Consider the following 15,064-nt stretch of genomic DNA (forward strand, 5'->3'; position numbering starts at 1 on the left):
GCCCGCTTCGAGTACCGCCGCTTACTTGACGATCGTGATCCGGTCCGCGGCCGGCGGCACGATCGGGCTCGTGGCCGAGGAGTTGGCCGTCATGTACTGCGCCAGGGCCGCCAGGTCGTCCGAGCCGACCAGGTCGCCCGTGCCCAGCGCCAGCGTCGGGAAGCCGTCACCGCCGCCCGCGAGGAAGCTGTTCGTCGCGACGCGGTAGGTGGCCGCCGGGTCGATGGCCGTGCCGTTCAGCTTGATGGAGTCCGTGACGACACGGTCCGCGCCCGTCTTCGTCAGGTCCAGCGTGTACGTCAGGCCCGAGGACGGCTGAAGGATCTTCGGGACGGCCGCGTTCGTGCCGCTGACCTGCTCCTTGAGGACCTGGATCAGCTGGGCGCCGGTGAAGTTCTGCAGGTTCACCGTGTTGGAGAACGGCTGGACCGTGAAGCCCTCCGCGTACGTCACCACACCGTCGCCCTCGGAGCCCTTGGCCGCGTAGGTCAGACCGGCGCGCACACCGCCCGGGTTCATCAGCGCCAGGTCGGTCTCCGGGTCGAGCTTCCTGCCGTACGCCAGCTGCGCGTCGGCGATCAGATCGCCCATCGGGGACTCGGTGCCGGTGTTCCCGATGTCGGCGGAGATGTAGCCGATGGGGCGGTTGCCGATGGGCGCCGCCAGGGTGTTCCACTTGCTGATCAGCTCGGTCATGTCCGGCGCCTTGGCGACGTCCCGGGTGACCACGTGGTTCGCCGACTTCACCGCCGTACGGACGATGTCACCCGTGCAGTGGTCGTACGTCAGCGTGGTGTCCGTGTAGAGGCGGCCGAAGGACGCGGCCGAGGTGACCATGCGGGGCTTGCCCGACGGGTCGGGGACGTCGCAGACGTACGCCGTGTGCGTGTGGCCGGTGACCAGCGCGTCCACGGCCGGCGTGATGTTCTTCGCGATGTCGACGATCGGACCGGAGATGCCGGAGCCGGCGCCCCCCGCGTCGCAGTTGTAGTTGTACGCGGTGGAGGCCGGGAAGCCGCCCTCGTGGATCAGCGCGACGATCGACTGCACGCCCTGCGCCTGGAGCACCTTGGCGTACTTGTTGATCGTCTCGACCTCGTCCTTGAAGGTGAGGCCCTTGACGCCGTCGGCGGAGACGATGCCCGGGGTGCCCTCCAGGGTGACGCCGATGAAGCCGATCCTGACGTCCTTCTTCTTCCACACCCAGTACGGCTTGAGGATCGGCTTGCCGGTCTTCTCGTCCAGCACGTTCGCCGCGAGGTACGGGAAGTCGGCGCCGCCGAACTCCTCGTCGGTGTAGCAGCCGTCCGTCGGGTGACAGCCGCCGTTCTGCAGCCGGGCCAGCTCCTTGGCGCCCTCGTCGAACTCGTGGTTGCCGACGCTGGTCACATCGAGGTGCAGGCCGTTCAGCGCCTCGATGGTGGGCTCGTCGTGGAACAGGCCCGAGATCAGCGGGGACGCGCCGACCATGTCGCCGCCGGCCGCCGTGATGGAGTACGGGTGGCCCGCGCGGGCCTGGCGCAGGTGGGTGGCGAGGTACTCCACGCCGCCCGCGTCGATCGTCTTCGTCGTGCCGTCGGCCTGCAGCTCGGTGACGCGGCCCGACGAACCCGACGGCGGCTCCAGGTTGCCGTGCAGGTCGTTGAACGACAGAAGCTGAACGTCCTGGTAGCGGCTGGGCAGCGGGCGGGAGTGCCCGTCCTCGTGCGCGTGCGCCGGAAGGGCGGCGGCCAGGGCACCGACGGTGGCGAGACCGGCGGCGGTCGCGAGGATGCGGTACGTCCGGCGTCTGCGGCCCGGAATCGACTGGGAAGTGGCTCTCATGCGCCCCCCTGTGGCGTGTGGCGTGGGCCGACCCGGCCCTGGGTGTGTGCGGGGCGTCCGGGGTGCGTGAGGCGTGACCCCGTCCGCGCGCAGCCTAGAGTCAACGCGCGTAGCGCGACAGGGGGTTAGTGGTTACATCCTGGTTTCCCTTCGCCGACATCTTCGCCTTCGGCCACGCGATCCCTCCTCCCTTTACCCTCATACGCATGACCAGCGACGACCCCGCACGGCTCCCGCTCCCCGTCTCCCGATCCATCGAGACCTACTCCGCGCTCGACCCGGCCCAGATCGAGGCCGTCCTCGACCTGCTCGCGGAGGCCGCCCGCGTCGACGGCCAGCAGGCCGTGTCCGAGCAGGGCCGGCTGCAGCTGCGCGGCGGCGCCCGCGAGGGCGTGTCCCACCTCCTCCTCACCGTCGGCGAAGCGCTCATCGGCTACGCCCAGTTGGAGGACACCGACCCCGTCGAGGCACCGGCCGCCGAACTCGTCGTCCACCCCGACACGCGCGGCCACGGGCACGGCCGCGCCCTCGGTTCCGCCCTGCTCGCCGCCTCCGGCAAGCGGCTGCGGGTCTGGGCGCACGGCGGCCACGCCGCCGCCCGCCACCTCGCCCAGGTCCTGGGGCTGACCCTCTTCCGCGAACTCCGTCAGATGCGGCGCCCCTTGACCGGCCTCGATCTGCCCGAGCCGGTCCTTCCCGACGGCGTGACCGTACGGACCTTCGTGCCCGGCGTCGACGACTCCGCGTGGCTCGCCGTCAACGCCGCCGCCTTCGCCCACCACCCCGAGCAGGGCTCCCTCACCCAGCGCGACCTCGACGACCGCAAGGCCGAGCCCTGGTTCGACCCCGCGGGATTCTTCCTCGCCTTCCGCGGCGACGAACTGATCGGCTTCCACTGGACGAAGGTCCACGCGGAGGAGCAGCTCGGCGAGGTCTACGTCCTCGGTGTCGCCCCCGGCGTCCAGGGTGGCGGCCTCGGCAAGGCCCTGACGACGATCGGACTGCGGCACCTGGAACGGCAGGGACTGCCGACGGCGATGCTCTATGTCGACGCCGACAACAAGGCCGCGGTGTCGGTCTACGAGCGGCTGGGCTTCACCACCCACGAGGCAGACCTCATGTACCGCACGGAGACGTGACGCTCCTCGCTCTCAAGCGCCCGCCTCGGCCCCCGCGCCCGACCGGCCGGGAGCTCCCCCGGGAGCCGCCGATCCGGCACCACCCCCCGGAGCCGCCGGGTCGGGGCGGAAGGGGCGGCCGCGGAAGGGGCGGCCGTGTCTTCGGAGCGGCTCCGCCGTCCACGCCCCGCACAGGCCCACCGTCACCGCCAGCGCCACCGCCCAGCGCACCTGTGTGGCCGTCCACCACTGCTCCCCCGGCACGCTGATCAGGCCCCAGCGCTCCGGGACGAGCACCGTGACCACGGCCGCCGTCCCCAGCCACAGCGCCGCGCCCCCTCCCGGCTCGGGCTCGTCCGTGAAGCGGATCGCGGATGTGGCGAGGGCCAGGGCGCAGGTCGCCATCGCCGCCGCCTCCACGGTGACCGGGCCGACGGGCGGGCGGGACGCGGCCGGTATCAGCAGCAGCACCGCCGTCCACCACACCGCCGCTGCCGGGAGCGCCAGCGCCATCCGCAGGGTGGCCCGGACCGCGCGGCCCACCGGTACCGGACCCGTGGTGTGCCGCGCCGGGTCGTCCAGGAGGAAGGCCAGGCCCACGGCGCCGAGCAGCGCGGCCAACCGCGCCAGGGCGTAGGCCGAGCCCTCGTCCGGCGCCTGCTCCGGCAGTCTGGCGCCACCGGCGATCAGCAGCCCCAGCCCGGCGGCCGCCAGCGGCCCCTTCCGGGGCAGCGCCCGCCACACCGGCCGCAGCAGGGCCCGCAGCAGCGGCCCGGTGAGCGCCGCACCGCTGCTCCGGCCGACCATCGCCGTCACCACTCGCACTGGTCCGCCCCCTTCGGCACCGCCACGCCCAGCAGACGCGCCGCGTCCGCCGTCGTCGTCCGCGCGGACGTCAGCTCCGCCCAGTGGGCCTTCACCTTCGCCGCGATCTCCGCCTTCGGCCGCTTCAGCATCGCGCGGAACACCTCGGTCTGCTGGGCCGTCATCGACAGCGGTTCCGTGGGCGCCAGGATCACCGCCGCGCCGGAGAGGCTGTCGTCCAGGCGCACGTCCTGGAAGGTGGCCGTCGGCGTGGGATCGGTGCCCACCGCCAGCCACATGATGGTCAGCACGCGGGCGTCGCACAGCTCCGCCGCTTTCGCCTCCGTGCCCGCCACCAGCACCGAGGCCACGCCCACCGCGAACTCGGGAATCCGGTTGCCGCCCCAGCGCGTGCCCACCGTCACCCGGCCCGGCGCGGTGTACGGCGTCACCGTGCCGTCGACCTCCACACCGAACTCGGTGTCCACCCGCTGCCGCACCGTCAGGTCCGCGTCGGCCGCCGTGCCGCCCGCCGCCGACCGCACCCGGTCCACGACCTTCGCCCACTCCGGCCGGATCCCGTCCCACTCCGGGAACGAGCAGTACGTCGACCCGCCGCGCTCCTCGCACGACTGCGCCTTCTCCGGTGTCTGCCACACCGCCTTCCGGGCCGCCTCCAGGGCCGCGGTGTCACGCGGGAGCTGGCCGACCGCGCCCGCCGCGGTGGCCGCGAGGGCGATCGCCGTCACCGCCTTGACCGCCCGGGTGCGGCCGCCGGCCCGCAGCAGGGCCGCGCCGGCCAGCAGGACGCACAGGCCCGCCAGATACAGCGCGTGCCAGCCGGCGGGGCGGCCGAGCAGGTCGGAGGGGACCGGGTCGGCGCCGGCGTCGGGCGCGCCGAAGACCGGCGCCAGCCGCCGCACCCCCTCCGGGACGTCCTGCGAGCCCAGGAGCGTCACCGACAGGACATACGCGGCGACCGCGAACAGTATCGGCGCGAACGGCGACGGGGCGATGCGGGCCAGCGCCACCCCGACGACCCCGGCGAGCAGCACCAGCAACGGGCCCACCACCAGCTCGCCGAACGAACCATGGCCGACCGCGCCCGGCTTGAGCGCCTCCCAGGTGAAGCGGACCGTGACCAGCAGCGCGCTGAACAGCGCGAAGGGGATCACCGACAGGACATGGGCCAGCGTGCGCCGCCAGGCGTCCATCGGCAGCATCTCGAACTGGTCCGCCGTGCCGTGTCTGCGTGTGCGCAGCACCGCCGCGTTGACACAGATCAGCAGGGCGATGGCGAGGAGCAGCGGGGTGGCCTGGCCGCTGCGGTCGGCCATGTGGAGGACCGGGTAGTCGTCCATGCCGTCGTTCGGCACCATGCCGTAGACGACCATCGCGGTGTACAGCGCCATGAGGGCCATCACCGGGACCTGGAGGAGCAGTTCGCGGGCCTCGAAGCGGGCCAGGGCGAGGACGGCCGCCGTGCGGCGCGCGGGGTGGTCCGGCCCGGTGAGGGCGGGGGCGGGGGTCGTCGTGGGGTCACTGACCGTGGTGCTCATGCCGTCACCGCCGGTGTCCCGCCGTCCAGGGTGAGGAGATAGCCGTCCTCCAGGGTGGGGTCCAGCAGGTGGGCTCCCTCGGGCGGATCGCCGATGTTGCGGAAGGTGCCCGTGCCCGTGCGCCAGCCCGCCCGGGCCGCCGGGTCGCGCTGCTCGCTGCTCCACACCCGGCCGTCGGCCCGCGCGGTCAGCTCGGCGGGGGTGCCCTCGAAGCGGACCCGGCCGTGGGTCATGACCACGACCCGGTGGCAGAGCATCGCCACGTCCTCCGTCTGGTGGGTGGACAGCAGGACCGTGCGGCCCTCTCCGGCCTGGGCGATCAACTCCCGGAACCGCATGCGCTGTTCGGGGTCGAGTCCGACCGTCGGCTCGTCCAGGACCAGGAAGCCCGGGTCGCCGACGAGAGCCGCCGCCAGGGCGACCCGCTGGCGCATGCCGCCGGACAGCCGCTTGATGCGCCTGCCGCGGACCTCGCTCAGGTCGACCGCCTCCAGGACCCGGCGCACCTCGCGGTGGCGGGCGCCGCGATCGGTGAGCTCCTTCAGGATCGCCACGTAGTCCACGAACTCGAAGGCCGTGAAGTCCGGGTGGAATCCGGGGGTCTGCGGCAGATAGCCCAGCTCGCGGCGGAGCGCCAGGCGGCCGGCGGAGGTGCGCGGGTCGTGGCCGAGGGCGGTGAACTCGCCGCCGTCCGGCGGTACGGCCGTGGCCAGCACCCTCAACAGGGTCGTCTTCCCGGCGCCGTTGGGGCCGAGCAGTCCGGTGACGCCCGGGGTCAGGCTCAGCGAGACGCCGTCGAGGGCGCGCGTCCCGCCGTAGCGCACGGCGAGGCCGTGGGCCGTGACGGTGGTGGGTGCGTGGGTCATGCGGTGCTCCTGAGGGCCAGGGGGACGAAGGGGGACGGGGGCGCGAGGCGGCTCACAGCGCCCCCCTGTCCGGGAAGCCGCCCACCGGGCGGACGTCGAAGCGGTCGCGGGTCAGGAAGAGCAGCGCCGTCGCCAGGGCGGCGACCGCCGCGGCGGTGGTCTGGCCGGTCGCCGTGAACGGCACGGGCGTGTGGCCGTGGGCCCGCGCCCGGGCCACGAAGAGCAGCGTCAGCCAGCCGCCCCCGACCAGGGCGGGCGCTAGCGCCGGACCCACCCGGGGGGCCAGGGCCAGGCCCGTCGAGGTGAGCGCGAGGGCGGGCAGCAGCCAGGCCAGCGCCATCAGGCCGTACCCCGGGAGGGCCAGGGTGGCCAGGCCGTTGAGCGCGAGGCCCGCCGTGAGGACCGCGACCGTGCGGATCATCAGCAGCCGGAAGCCGTGCAGCGGCGCGACCACGGCCATCTCGAAGGTGGGGTCCATGGCCGGGCCGTAGGCCAGCGCCACGCCGGCCAGGGGCAGCAGCGGGGCGAGGGCCAGGAACAGCGCCGGGGTGTCGGCCAGGCGGACCACCAGCACCGTCATGACCAGCAGGGACAGCACCGCCATCAGCCACGAGCGGCGCAGCAGCGGGGTCGCGGACAGCAGCCGCGCGGTGTGGTCGGCGACGCCGACCCGCAGCAGCACCTTCTCGAACAGGCCCGGCCGCGGCGCGTCCAGCTCCGCGTCCAGCCGCGCCCAGCCCGCGTCCAGCGCCGTACGGTCGCCGGAGTCGGCGAGCCGGGCACGGCAGTGCGCGCAGCCGGTCAGGTGCGTGTCCGCCGACCACAGCAGCGGGGGCGCCAACTCGCCCTGCGCATAGGCGCGCAGGTCCTCTTCCGCCACATGCCAGGTCATGCCGCCCCACCTTCCGTCGTACGGTCTTCGGTCACACGGCCGTCCCCCACGCCGCTCGATCGCTCGCGTCCGTCCATGGGCCGCCTCATGCCAGCGCCTCCCGGAGCTGCTTGCGGGCCCGCAGGGCCCGGGTCTTGACCGTGCCCGGGGGAATGCCGAGCAGGACGGCCGCCTCCCGGGTCGTGAGCCCGTCGATGACCGTGGCCTGGAGAACCGCGCGCAGCTCCGGGGAGAGCCTTATGAGGGCGCCGGCCAGGTCCCCGTGCTCCACCCCCGCGAGCACGCGGTCCTCGGCCGACGCCTCGTCCCGGTGACGCAGCCGCGCCAGCGCCTGGCGCAGCCGTCCGCGCGCGCCGTCGCCGCGCACCGCGTCGACCAGCCGGCGCGAGCCGATGCGCCACAGCCAGCCCGCCACATCGCCCTCCTCGCGATAGCGGGCGGTGCCGCGCCACACCGCGAGGAACGTCTCCTGCACGACGTCGTCGACTATCCCGGCGTCGGCGCAGCGGCTGCGCATGCGGGCGGTCAGCCACGGCGCGAAGCGCCGGTACAGCTCCTCGAAGGCATGACGGTCCCCGTCCGCCGCGATGGCCCGCAGCAGCTCCCCGTCGCTTCTCGTTTCGCTCACATCCCCTCATCGGACCGGCCCCGCCGATCGGTTCACGGATCCGCGGACGACTTTCCCAGCGGGCCGAAGTTGACATCCCGGCCCCCGTGGAACACCCTTCCACTACTCAATTAGTGAAAGGGTGGTTGTCCGATGGTCGAGTACCGCATCGACCGGCACAGCGGCGTGGCCACCTACGTCCAGATCGTCCAGCAGACCAAGCAGGCCCTGCGTCTGGGCCTGCTCGAACCCGGCGACAAGCTGCCCACGGCCCGCGAGGTGGTCGAGGCGACCGCGATCAACCCCAACACCGTCCTGAAGGCCTACCGCGAACTGGAGCGCGAGGGACTGGTCGAGGCGCGGCGCGGGCTCGGCACCTTCGTACGCCGCACGCTGGGCGCCGCGCCCGCCGACGACTCCCCCCTGCCGGCGGAGTTGGACGCCTGGGTGGTCAAGGCCCGCGAGGCCGGCCTGGACCGGGACGACGTGGCCGCACTCTTCACTGCCGTACTCGACAAGCGATTCCAGGGAGACCCGTCATGACCGACCCGGCCATGGAGGCCGCCGGCCTCGGCAAACGCTTCGGCCGCCGCGGCGGCTGGGCCCTGCGCGACTGCTCCTTCCGGCTCCCCACCGGCCGCGTCTGCGCCGTCGTCGGCCCCAACGGAGCCGGCAAATCCACCCTCCTCGCACTGGCCTCCGGCCTGCTCGCACCCAGCGAGGGCGGGATATCCGTCCTGGGCACGGACCCCGCCTCCGCCCGCGCGCGGGTCGGCTACGTCGCCCAGGACAAGCCGCTCTACCCCCAGCTCACCGTCGCCCAGACCCTGCGCATGGGCGCCGACCTCAACCCGGGCCGCTGGGACCACGACCGCGCCCGGCGCGTCGTCGAAGCCGGCGACCTGGACCCGGCGAAGAAGATCCGCTCCCTCTCCGGCGGCCAGCGCACCCGCGTCGCCCTCGCGCTCGCCCTGGGCAAGCGTCCCGAACTGCTGCTCCTGGACGAGCCGATGGCCGACCTCGACCCGCTGGCCCGGCACGAGCTGATGGCCACCCTGATGGTGCAGGCCGCCCAGCACGGCACGACGATCGTGATGTCGTCGCACGTCGTCGCCGAACTGGAGGACTCCTGCGACCACCTGCTGCTCGTCGGCGGCGGACGGGTCCGGCTCGCCGGGGAGATCGACGAACTGATCGACGCCCACACGCGCGTGAGCGCGCACGCCGAGACCTCCGACCTGGACGGCCACACGGTCGTCGAGTCCCGCGTCACCGGCCGCCAGCTCTCCGCCATGATCCGCCCGAACGGCCCGCTGCCCGCCGACTGGCGCACCACGACGCCCTCCCTGGAGGAACTCGTCCTCGCCTATCTGCGCAACCCCGAGGCCGCGCCGCTCACCCCGGCCGACGCCAGGGAGGCCGTCGCGTGACCGCGCTCGCCTCCCCGCTCCCCGTCGGCCACCGCACCCCGGCCCAGCTGCGCTGGCTGCTCCGCCTGCACCGCCCCGCGCTGTACGTATGGGCGGCCCTGACGGTCGTCCTCGCCGGCCTGCTGCTCTGGCTGGGCGGCCCGCTCACCGACGCGGCCGCCGAGGGCTGGCGGCAGTACAAGGCCTGCGGTGACAGCGCCCACTGCTCCTACGACCAGGACGCGATCGTCCGCTACAAGGACTGGTACACCTACACGACCCTCGCCCTGACGGCGCTCCCCTTCGCCGTCGCCGCCTGGTCCGGCGCCGCCCTGTTCGGCCGCGAGCTGGAGTCGGGCACCGCCCATCTCGCCTGGACGCAGGACCTCTCCCCGGCGCGCTGGCTGGCCGTCAAGCTCGCCGCCCCGGCCGCCCTGATCACCGTGAGCACGGGCCTGCTGGCCGGGCTGCACCACTGGGGCTGGTCGCGCTCCCAGGGCCGCATCGACTCCGCCAAGGAGTGGACCGACGAGCTCACCCTCCACGCCAACGGCACCACCACCGTCGGCTTCGCCCTGGCCGGCCTCGCCCTCGGCGCGCTCGCGGGCGTGCTGTCGCGCCGTACGCTCCCCGCCCTCACGTTCGCGCTGGTCGCGGCCGGCGCGATCCGCTTCCTCGGCGACCGGCTCATGCCGTACCTGTGGCCGGCCGTCACCAAGGAGACCACCCTCAAAGAGGGGATGGGCGGCGGCGGCCTCGACGTCGACTCGGGCATCGTCACCTCCACCGGCGCGCACGCCCCCTTCCCGGAGTGCACGCCCGCCGACGCCATGAACGGCTGCGCGACCGGCTACGCCAAGGCCGACGCCGTCGGCTTCTTCCGCACGTACCACCCCCAGTCCCACTACTGGCCCCTTCAGCTCACCACGACCGCCGTCCTCCTCGCCCTCGCCGCGGCCCTCGTCGTGGCCGCGTTCACGCTGCTCAGGCGGTCGACGGCCACCTCCACCCGCGGCGCCCGGGGCCCCGTACGCGAGGAGGCCGCCGTATGAGCGCACAAGCCGTGACGACCCCGGCGCCGGCGTCCGCCCCGCCCCCGCCGGGCCCCCGCACCGCCCGCGCCGTGCTGCGCGTGCACCGCACCGGTCTCATCGTCTGGGCCGCCCTCTTCGTCGCGCTCGCCGGCTGGCTGGTGTGGATCACCGAGGTCGCCGCCGACCACGAGAGATCGATGTACCAGGCCTGCGATGTCCAGGACTACTGCGACATGACGATCGCCGGCCTGCACTACAGCGAACCGCTCGGCTGGATCGGCACGTTCGTCGCGTACGCCTTCCTCGCCGTGGCCGCCTTCGCGGGCGGCGCGCTGATCGGCCGCGAGCTGGACTCCGGCACCGCGCGCCTCGCCTGGACCCAGGGCGTCACCCCCACCCGCTGGCTGGCCGCGAAGCTCGCCGTCCCGGCGCTCGCGCTGGCCGTCGGCACCGGCGCGCTGGTCCTGGTGTTCCGCTGGGCCTGGGCCGCCCACCCCGACATGATCTTCCAGGACTGGGCGGACGCGGACACCTTCGTGGCGCGCGGCCCGGCCGCCGTCGCGTACGTGCTGTGCGCGCTCGCCGTCGGCGCGCTCACCGCGCTGCTGCTGCGCCGCACCCTGGCCTCGCTGGGCGTGTCGGTCGCCGTGATGTGGCTGATCCACCTGACGATCGAGCACTACCGCTCGTCCCTGTGGCCCGCCGTGCACGAGGTCACCCGCAGCTACCTGGGCGCCCCGAACGGCAATGTGTGGCAGCTGGACTACACGGCCCTGGTCCACGGCCGGCCCGAGCCGAACCTCCCCTACTGGCAGTGCGAGGGCACCACGACCGAGCTCCAGCACTGCTACGACAAGCTGGGCGTCACCGGCTTCAGCTTCACCTACCACCCGGCCTCCCACTACCTGCCCCTCAGCCTCGTGGAGACGGGCATCGTCCTCGCCGTGGCCGCCCTGGCCACGCTGGCCGCCTTCGCGCTGCTGCGCCGCCGCACCCGCTGAGCCCGGTGGGCCCCCTGGCCGGTGTACGTCCCTCCACCGGGGGGGGGAAGGACGTACACCGGCCATGTACATGCCGGGAGGGGGCGTAGACCGGCCAGAGCGGCCTGTTCTCGCCGGTAATCGCCGGGACGGACCCCGCGAGCCGCCCCCCGCTATCCCTCACGTCATGTCGCCGTAACCAACGATTCAGACGGTCTTGCGAAGCTCGGCCAATGAATGCCGCCGTGCCCGAGCCTCCGCCGCCTCGCGCGGAGCCGCCCGACGGGAAGACGTCCGCGCGGAAATCCCCCGACGGTAAGACGTCCGCCGGGAAGTCCCCCGCGCGGACGACCCCCGAGGGACCCGTCGCCGAGCTCCCGCTCGCACGTTCCGACGCGCCGCTATCGTCCCGGGCGCGGAAGAATGGGTTCATGAGCCAGTCAGACGCCCAGGCACAGGTCACGCACGCCCAGCCCTCCGTGGGCTCCATAGCCGCGCACCGCCCGCCCACCGTGACGGCGGCCGTGGTCTCCGACCTGGAACCCGATCTCGACGCCGACCTCGACGCCTACGAGGAAACGCAGGTGGACGGGGTCCAGCTGCCGCAGGGCCGTTTCCTCGACCGCGAACGCAGCTGGCTCGCGTTCAACGAGCGCGTCCTCGAACTCGCCGAGGACCCGAACACGCCACTCCTCGAACGGGCGAACTTCCTCGCGATCTTCGCCAGCAACCTCGACGAGTTCTTCATGGTCCGCGTGGCCGGACTGAAGCGCCGCATCGCCACCGGCGTCGCGACCCGCTCCGCCTCCGGCCTGCAGCCGCGCGAGGTCCTGGAGATGATCTGGGCCCGCTCCCGCGAGCTGATGGCCCGGCACGCCGCCTGCTACCACGAGGACGTCGCCCCCGCGCTCGCCGAGGAGGGCATCCACCTGGTCCGCTGGCAGGAGCTGACCGAGAAGGAGCAGGCCCGCCTCTTCACCCTGTTCCGGCACCAGATCTTCCCGGTGCTCACCCCGCTGGCCGTCGACCCCGCGCACCCCTTCCCGTACATCTCGGGTCTCTCCCTGAACCTCGCCGTGCGCGTACGCAACCCCGTCACCGGCACGCCCCACTTCGCGCGCGTGAAGGTGCCGCCGCTGCTGTCCCGCTTCCTGGAGTGCGCCCCGGGCCGGTACGTCCCCCTGGAGGACGTCATCGCCGCCCACCTGGAGGAGCTCTTCCCGGGCATGGAGGTGCTGGAGCACCACACCTTCCGGGTCACCCGCAACGAGGACCTGGAGGTCGAGGAGGACGACGCGGAGAACCTGCTCCAGGCCCTGGAGAAGGAGCTCATGCGGCGCCGCTTCGGGCCGCCGGTGCGCCTGGAGGTCGAGGAGAACATCGACCGCGAGGTGCTCGACCTGCTGGTGCGCGAGCTGAAGATCAGCGAGGCCGAGGTCTACCCGCTGCCCGGCCCGCTCGACCTGACCGGCCTGTTCCGCATCCATGGCCTGGACCGCCCCGAGCTGAAGTACCGGAAGTTCGTCGCCGGCACCCACCGCGACCTCGCCGAGGTCGAGTCCGCGTCCGCGCCCGACATCTTCGCCGCCCTGCGCAAGCGGGACGTGCTGCTGCACCACCCGTACGACTCCTTCTCCACCTCCGTCCAGGCGTTCCTGGAGCAGGCGGCCGGCGACCCGGACGTCCTCGCCATCAAGCAGACCCTGTACCGGACCTCCGGCGACTCCCCGATAGTCGACGCGCTCATCGACGCCGCCGAGTCCGGCAAGCAGGTCCTCGTCCTGGTCGAGATCAAGGCCCGCTTCGACGAGCACGCCAACATCAAGTGGGCGCGCAAGCTGGAGGAGGCCGGCTGCCACGTCGTCTACGGCCTCGTCGGTCTGAAGACGCACTGCAAGCTGTCCCTGGTGGTCCGCCAGGAGGGCGAGACGCTACGGCGCTACAGCCACGTCGGCACCGGCAACTACCACCCCAAGACGGCACGGCTCTACGAGGACCTGGGCCTGCTCACGGCGGACCCGCAGGTCGGCGCGGACCTCTCGGACCTGTTCAACCGCCTCTCCGGCTACTCGCGCCGGGAGACCTACCGCCGCCTCCTCGTCGCCCCCAAGTCCCTGCGCGACGGCCTGGTCTCCCGCATCAACAAGGAGGTCCAGCACCACCGTGCCGGACGTCCGGCCTACGTCCGCATCAAGGTCAACTCGATGGTCGACGAGGCCGTCATCGACGCCCTCTACCGCGCGTCCCAGGCGGGCGTGCCCGTCGACGTGTGGGTGCGCGGCATCTGCGCGGTGCGCCCCGGGGTCGCCGGCCTGTCGGAGAACATCCGGGTCCGCTCGATCCTCGGCCGCTTCCTGGAGCACTCGCGCGTCTTCGCCTTCGGCAACGGAGGCGAGCCCGAGGTGTGGATCGGCAGCGCCGACATGATGCACCGCAACCTCGACCGCCGTATCGAGGCGCTGGTCAGGGTCGTCGACCCGGCCCACCGCGCCTCGCTCCACCGGCTGCTGGAGACCGGCATGTCGGACACCACGGCGTCCTGGCACCTCGGCCCCGACGGCGAGTGGACCCGGCACGCGGTCGACGCGGACGGCCAGCCCCTGCGCAACGTTCAGGAGATGCTCATAGACGCCCGGAGGCGCCGGCGTGGCACAGCAACACCATGACCTGACGGATCCCGCGGCCGGCCACGCGCCCACGGGGGACACCCTCGCCGGCTATCTCCGGGCCCAGGCCACGGAGTTCCTGCGCGCGCTGCGTCTGCACCGGGAGACCGGGGCGGGCGCGGCGGGCGGCCCGGAGGGGTCCGTCGAGGCGACGCGCGCCCTGCGTCGCTCGGCCCGCCGCATCAGCGGCAGCCTGCACACGTTCCGCCCGCTGCTGGAGACCGACTGGTCGGAGGAGATCCGCCCCGAACTGGCCTGGGTCTCCGGCACGCTGGCCCTGGAACACGCCTACGAGGCCCGCCTGGAACGCCTGCTCCTGGCCCTGCACCGCTTGTCGGGCTCGACGGCGGTACCGGCCCAGCAGCAGGCAGCGGCGGCAACGGGGACGGGCGGGGCGACGGGCGCGGCAACAGGGACGACGGCAACAGGCGTGGGCGGGACCGCGGCGGGCCGTGCGGCCGGGACGGCCACGGGGGCCGCCTCGACCACGACGACCAGCCACACCGACGCCGCCGCCGGTCACGTCACCCCCGTGGCCGCGGGCAGCCGCACCGCCGGGGCGACACGGGTGGGCGGTGGGCGTGCCCCCGCGCGAGCGAACGCGAGCGTGGACGAGGCATCCGGCACCCCCAGCCACCCGACGCACCCGACAACCCCCCGCACCACCCCCCACCCCCCTGCCGCCCTCGACCGGGGCAATCTCACCGTGGGCGCCGCCAAAGCCGGTGCCCTGCTCGACCGCCAGCTCACCCTGGCCCGGACCCGCGCCCATTCCAGCGCCCTCCAGGCCCTCGGCTCCTCCCGCTTCCACGCGGTCGCCGACAAGGTCGCGGTACTGGCCAGCGAGGTCCCCCTCACGGCCGCCGCCCCCCTCACCGATCTGCGCCCGCTCGCCGCGGCCGCCGAGGAGCGCCTCACCGACGCCGTGGCCGCCCTCCCCCTGCTCACCGCCGGCGTCCCCTACAACTCCCAGGCCCTGATCCACGGCCTCTCCCCGGATCCCGCCCCGCACCCCCAGGACGCCTCCTGGCACCAGGTCCGGCTGCTCCTGCGGCTGCACCGCTACGCCCTGGAGGTCCTGCACGGCGACGCCTGCGCCGTGGACGTACGCCTCCACGGCGCCGGCGAGGCCCTGGACCGGCACCGCGACGCCGCCGAGGCGGCGGGCGCGGCGGCCCAGGCGGCCCGCACCCCCCGGATCGCCCCCGCGACGGCCTACGCCCTCGGCGTCCTGCACGCCGACCAGCGGCATGAGGTGGAGGCGGCCCGGTACACGTTCCAGCGGGCGTGGCAGCGGAGGTGAAC

The 15,064-nt window shown here is 73.6% G+C and carries 13 protein-coding genes; 7 read left to right on the plus strand and 6 right to left on the minus strand.

From position 1 onward, the window contains the following. Positions 1 to 21 precede the first annotated feature (21 nt). Positions 22 to 1,824 (minus strand): bifunctional metallophosphatase/5'-nucleotidase, encoded by a 1,803-nt coding sequence (locus ACZ5NW_RS34565; RefSeq protein ID WP_468747966.1) that lies wholly within the window; start codon positions 1,822 to 1,824, stop codon positions 22 to 24. A 206-nt stretch (positions 1,825 to 2,030) separates the two neighbouring features. Here ACZ5NW_RS34565 and mshD point away from each other — a divergent pair, with 206 nt between their 5' ends. After that, a complete protein-coding gene (gene mshD / locus ACZ5NW_RS34570) occupies positions 2,031 to 2,963 on the plus strand; it encodes a mycothiol synthase (RefSeq protein ID WP_468747967.1) in 933 nt (310 codons plus the stop codon). A gap of 12 nt (positions 2,964 to 2,975) precedes the next feature. Here mshD and ACZ5NW_RS34575 read toward each other — a convergent pair whose 3' ends face one another. The 5 genes from ACZ5NW_RS34575 to ACZ5NW_RS34595 form a co-directional block, all read right to left on the minus strand. Next, a complete protein-coding gene (locus tag ACZ5NW_RS34575) occupies positions 2,976 to 3,767 on the minus strand; it encodes an ABC transporter (protein ID WP_468747968.1) in 792 nt (263 codons plus the stop codon). Further along, a complete protein-coding gene (locus ACZ5NW_RS34580; RefSeq protein ID WP_468747969.1) occupies positions 3,755 to 5,305 on the minus strand; it encodes an ABC transporter permease in 1,551 nt (516 codons plus the stop codon). The genes ACZ5NW_RS34575 and ACZ5NW_RS34580 overlap by 13 nt, the downstream gene beginning before the upstream one ends. Further along, the gene (locus ACZ5NW_RS34585; RefSeq protein ID WP_468747970.1) at positions 5,302 to 6,171 is read right to left on the minus strand and encodes an ABC transporter ATP-binding protein; all 870 of its coding nucleotides are present in this window, start codon (positions 6,169 to 6,171) and stop codon (positions 5,302 to 5,304) included. Before ACZ5NW_RS34585 ends, ACZ5NW_RS34580 begins: the two co-directional genes overlap by 4 nt. Before the next feature lie 52 nt (positions 6,172 to 6,223). Then, complete coding sequence (locus tag ACZ5NW_RS34590; RefSeq protein WP_468747971.1) at positions 6,224 to 7,063, minus strand: cupin domain-containing protein; 840 nt, start codon at positions 7,061 to 7,063, stop codon at positions 6,224 to 6,226. 85 nt (positions 7,064 to 7,148) lie between these two features. Then, a complete protein-coding gene (locus ACZ5NW_RS34595; protein ID WP_468747972.1) occupies positions 7,149 to 7,691 on the minus strand; it encodes an RNA polymerase sigma factor in 543 nt (180 codons plus the stop codon). Between the two features lie 132 nt (positions 7,692 to 7,823). On the opposite strand from ACZ5NW_RS34595, the gene ACZ5NW_RS34600 reads away from it, so the two are divergent. The 6 genes from ACZ5NW_RS34600 to ACZ5NW_RS34625 all read left to right on the plus strand — a co-directional run bounded on the left by ACZ5NW_RS34600 (position 7,824) and on the right by ACZ5NW_RS34625 (position 15,062). Beyond that, positions 7,824 to 8,213 carry a GntR family transcriptional regulator gene (locus ACZ5NW_RS34600; RefSeq protein ID WP_468747973.1) on the plus strand — a complete coding sequence of 130 codons (390 nt, stop codon included), beginning with the start codon at positions 7,824 to 7,826 and terminating at the stop codon, positions 8,211 to 8,213. Beyond that, positions 8,210 to 9,100: an ABC transporter ATP-binding protein gene (locus tag ACZ5NW_RS34605; protein WP_468747974.1), complete on the plus strand. Its 891-nt coding sequence runs from the start codon at positions 8,210 to 8,212 to the stop codon at positions 9,098 to 9,100. Before ACZ5NW_RS34600 ends, ACZ5NW_RS34605 begins: the two co-directional genes overlap by 4 nt. Continuing rightward, complete coding sequence (locus ACZ5NW_RS34610) at positions 9,097 to 10,131, plus strand: ABC transporter permease (RefSeq protein WP_468747975.1); 1,035 nt, start codon at positions 9,097 to 9,099, stop codon at positions 10,129 to 10,131. Before ACZ5NW_RS34605 ends, ACZ5NW_RS34610 begins: the two co-directional genes overlap by 4 nt. Further along, entirely contained in the window at positions 10,128 to 11,114 is a 987-nt protein-coding gene (locus tag ACZ5NW_RS34615; RefSeq protein WP_468747976.1) for a hypothetical protein, read from the plus strand. Before ACZ5NW_RS34610 ends, ACZ5NW_RS34615 begins: the two co-directional genes overlap by 4 nt. A gap of 410 nt (positions 11,115 to 11,524) precedes the next feature. Continuing rightward, entirely contained in the window at positions 11,525 to 13,759 is a 2,235-nt protein-coding gene (locus tag ACZ5NW_RS34620; RefSeq protein WP_468747977.1) for an RNA degradosome polyphosphate kinase, read from the plus strand. Next, a complete protein-coding gene (locus ACZ5NW_RS34625) occupies positions 13,740 to 15,062 on the plus strand; it encodes a CHAD domain-containing protein (protein ID WP_468747978.1) in 1,323 nt (440 codons plus the stop codon). Before ACZ5NW_RS34620 ends, ACZ5NW_RS34625 begins: the two co-directional genes overlap by 20 nt. Positions 15,063 to 15,064 lie beyond the last annotated feature (2 nt).

The sequence above is a fragment of the Streptomyces sp. NPDC032126 genome, from assembly GCF_055580085.1.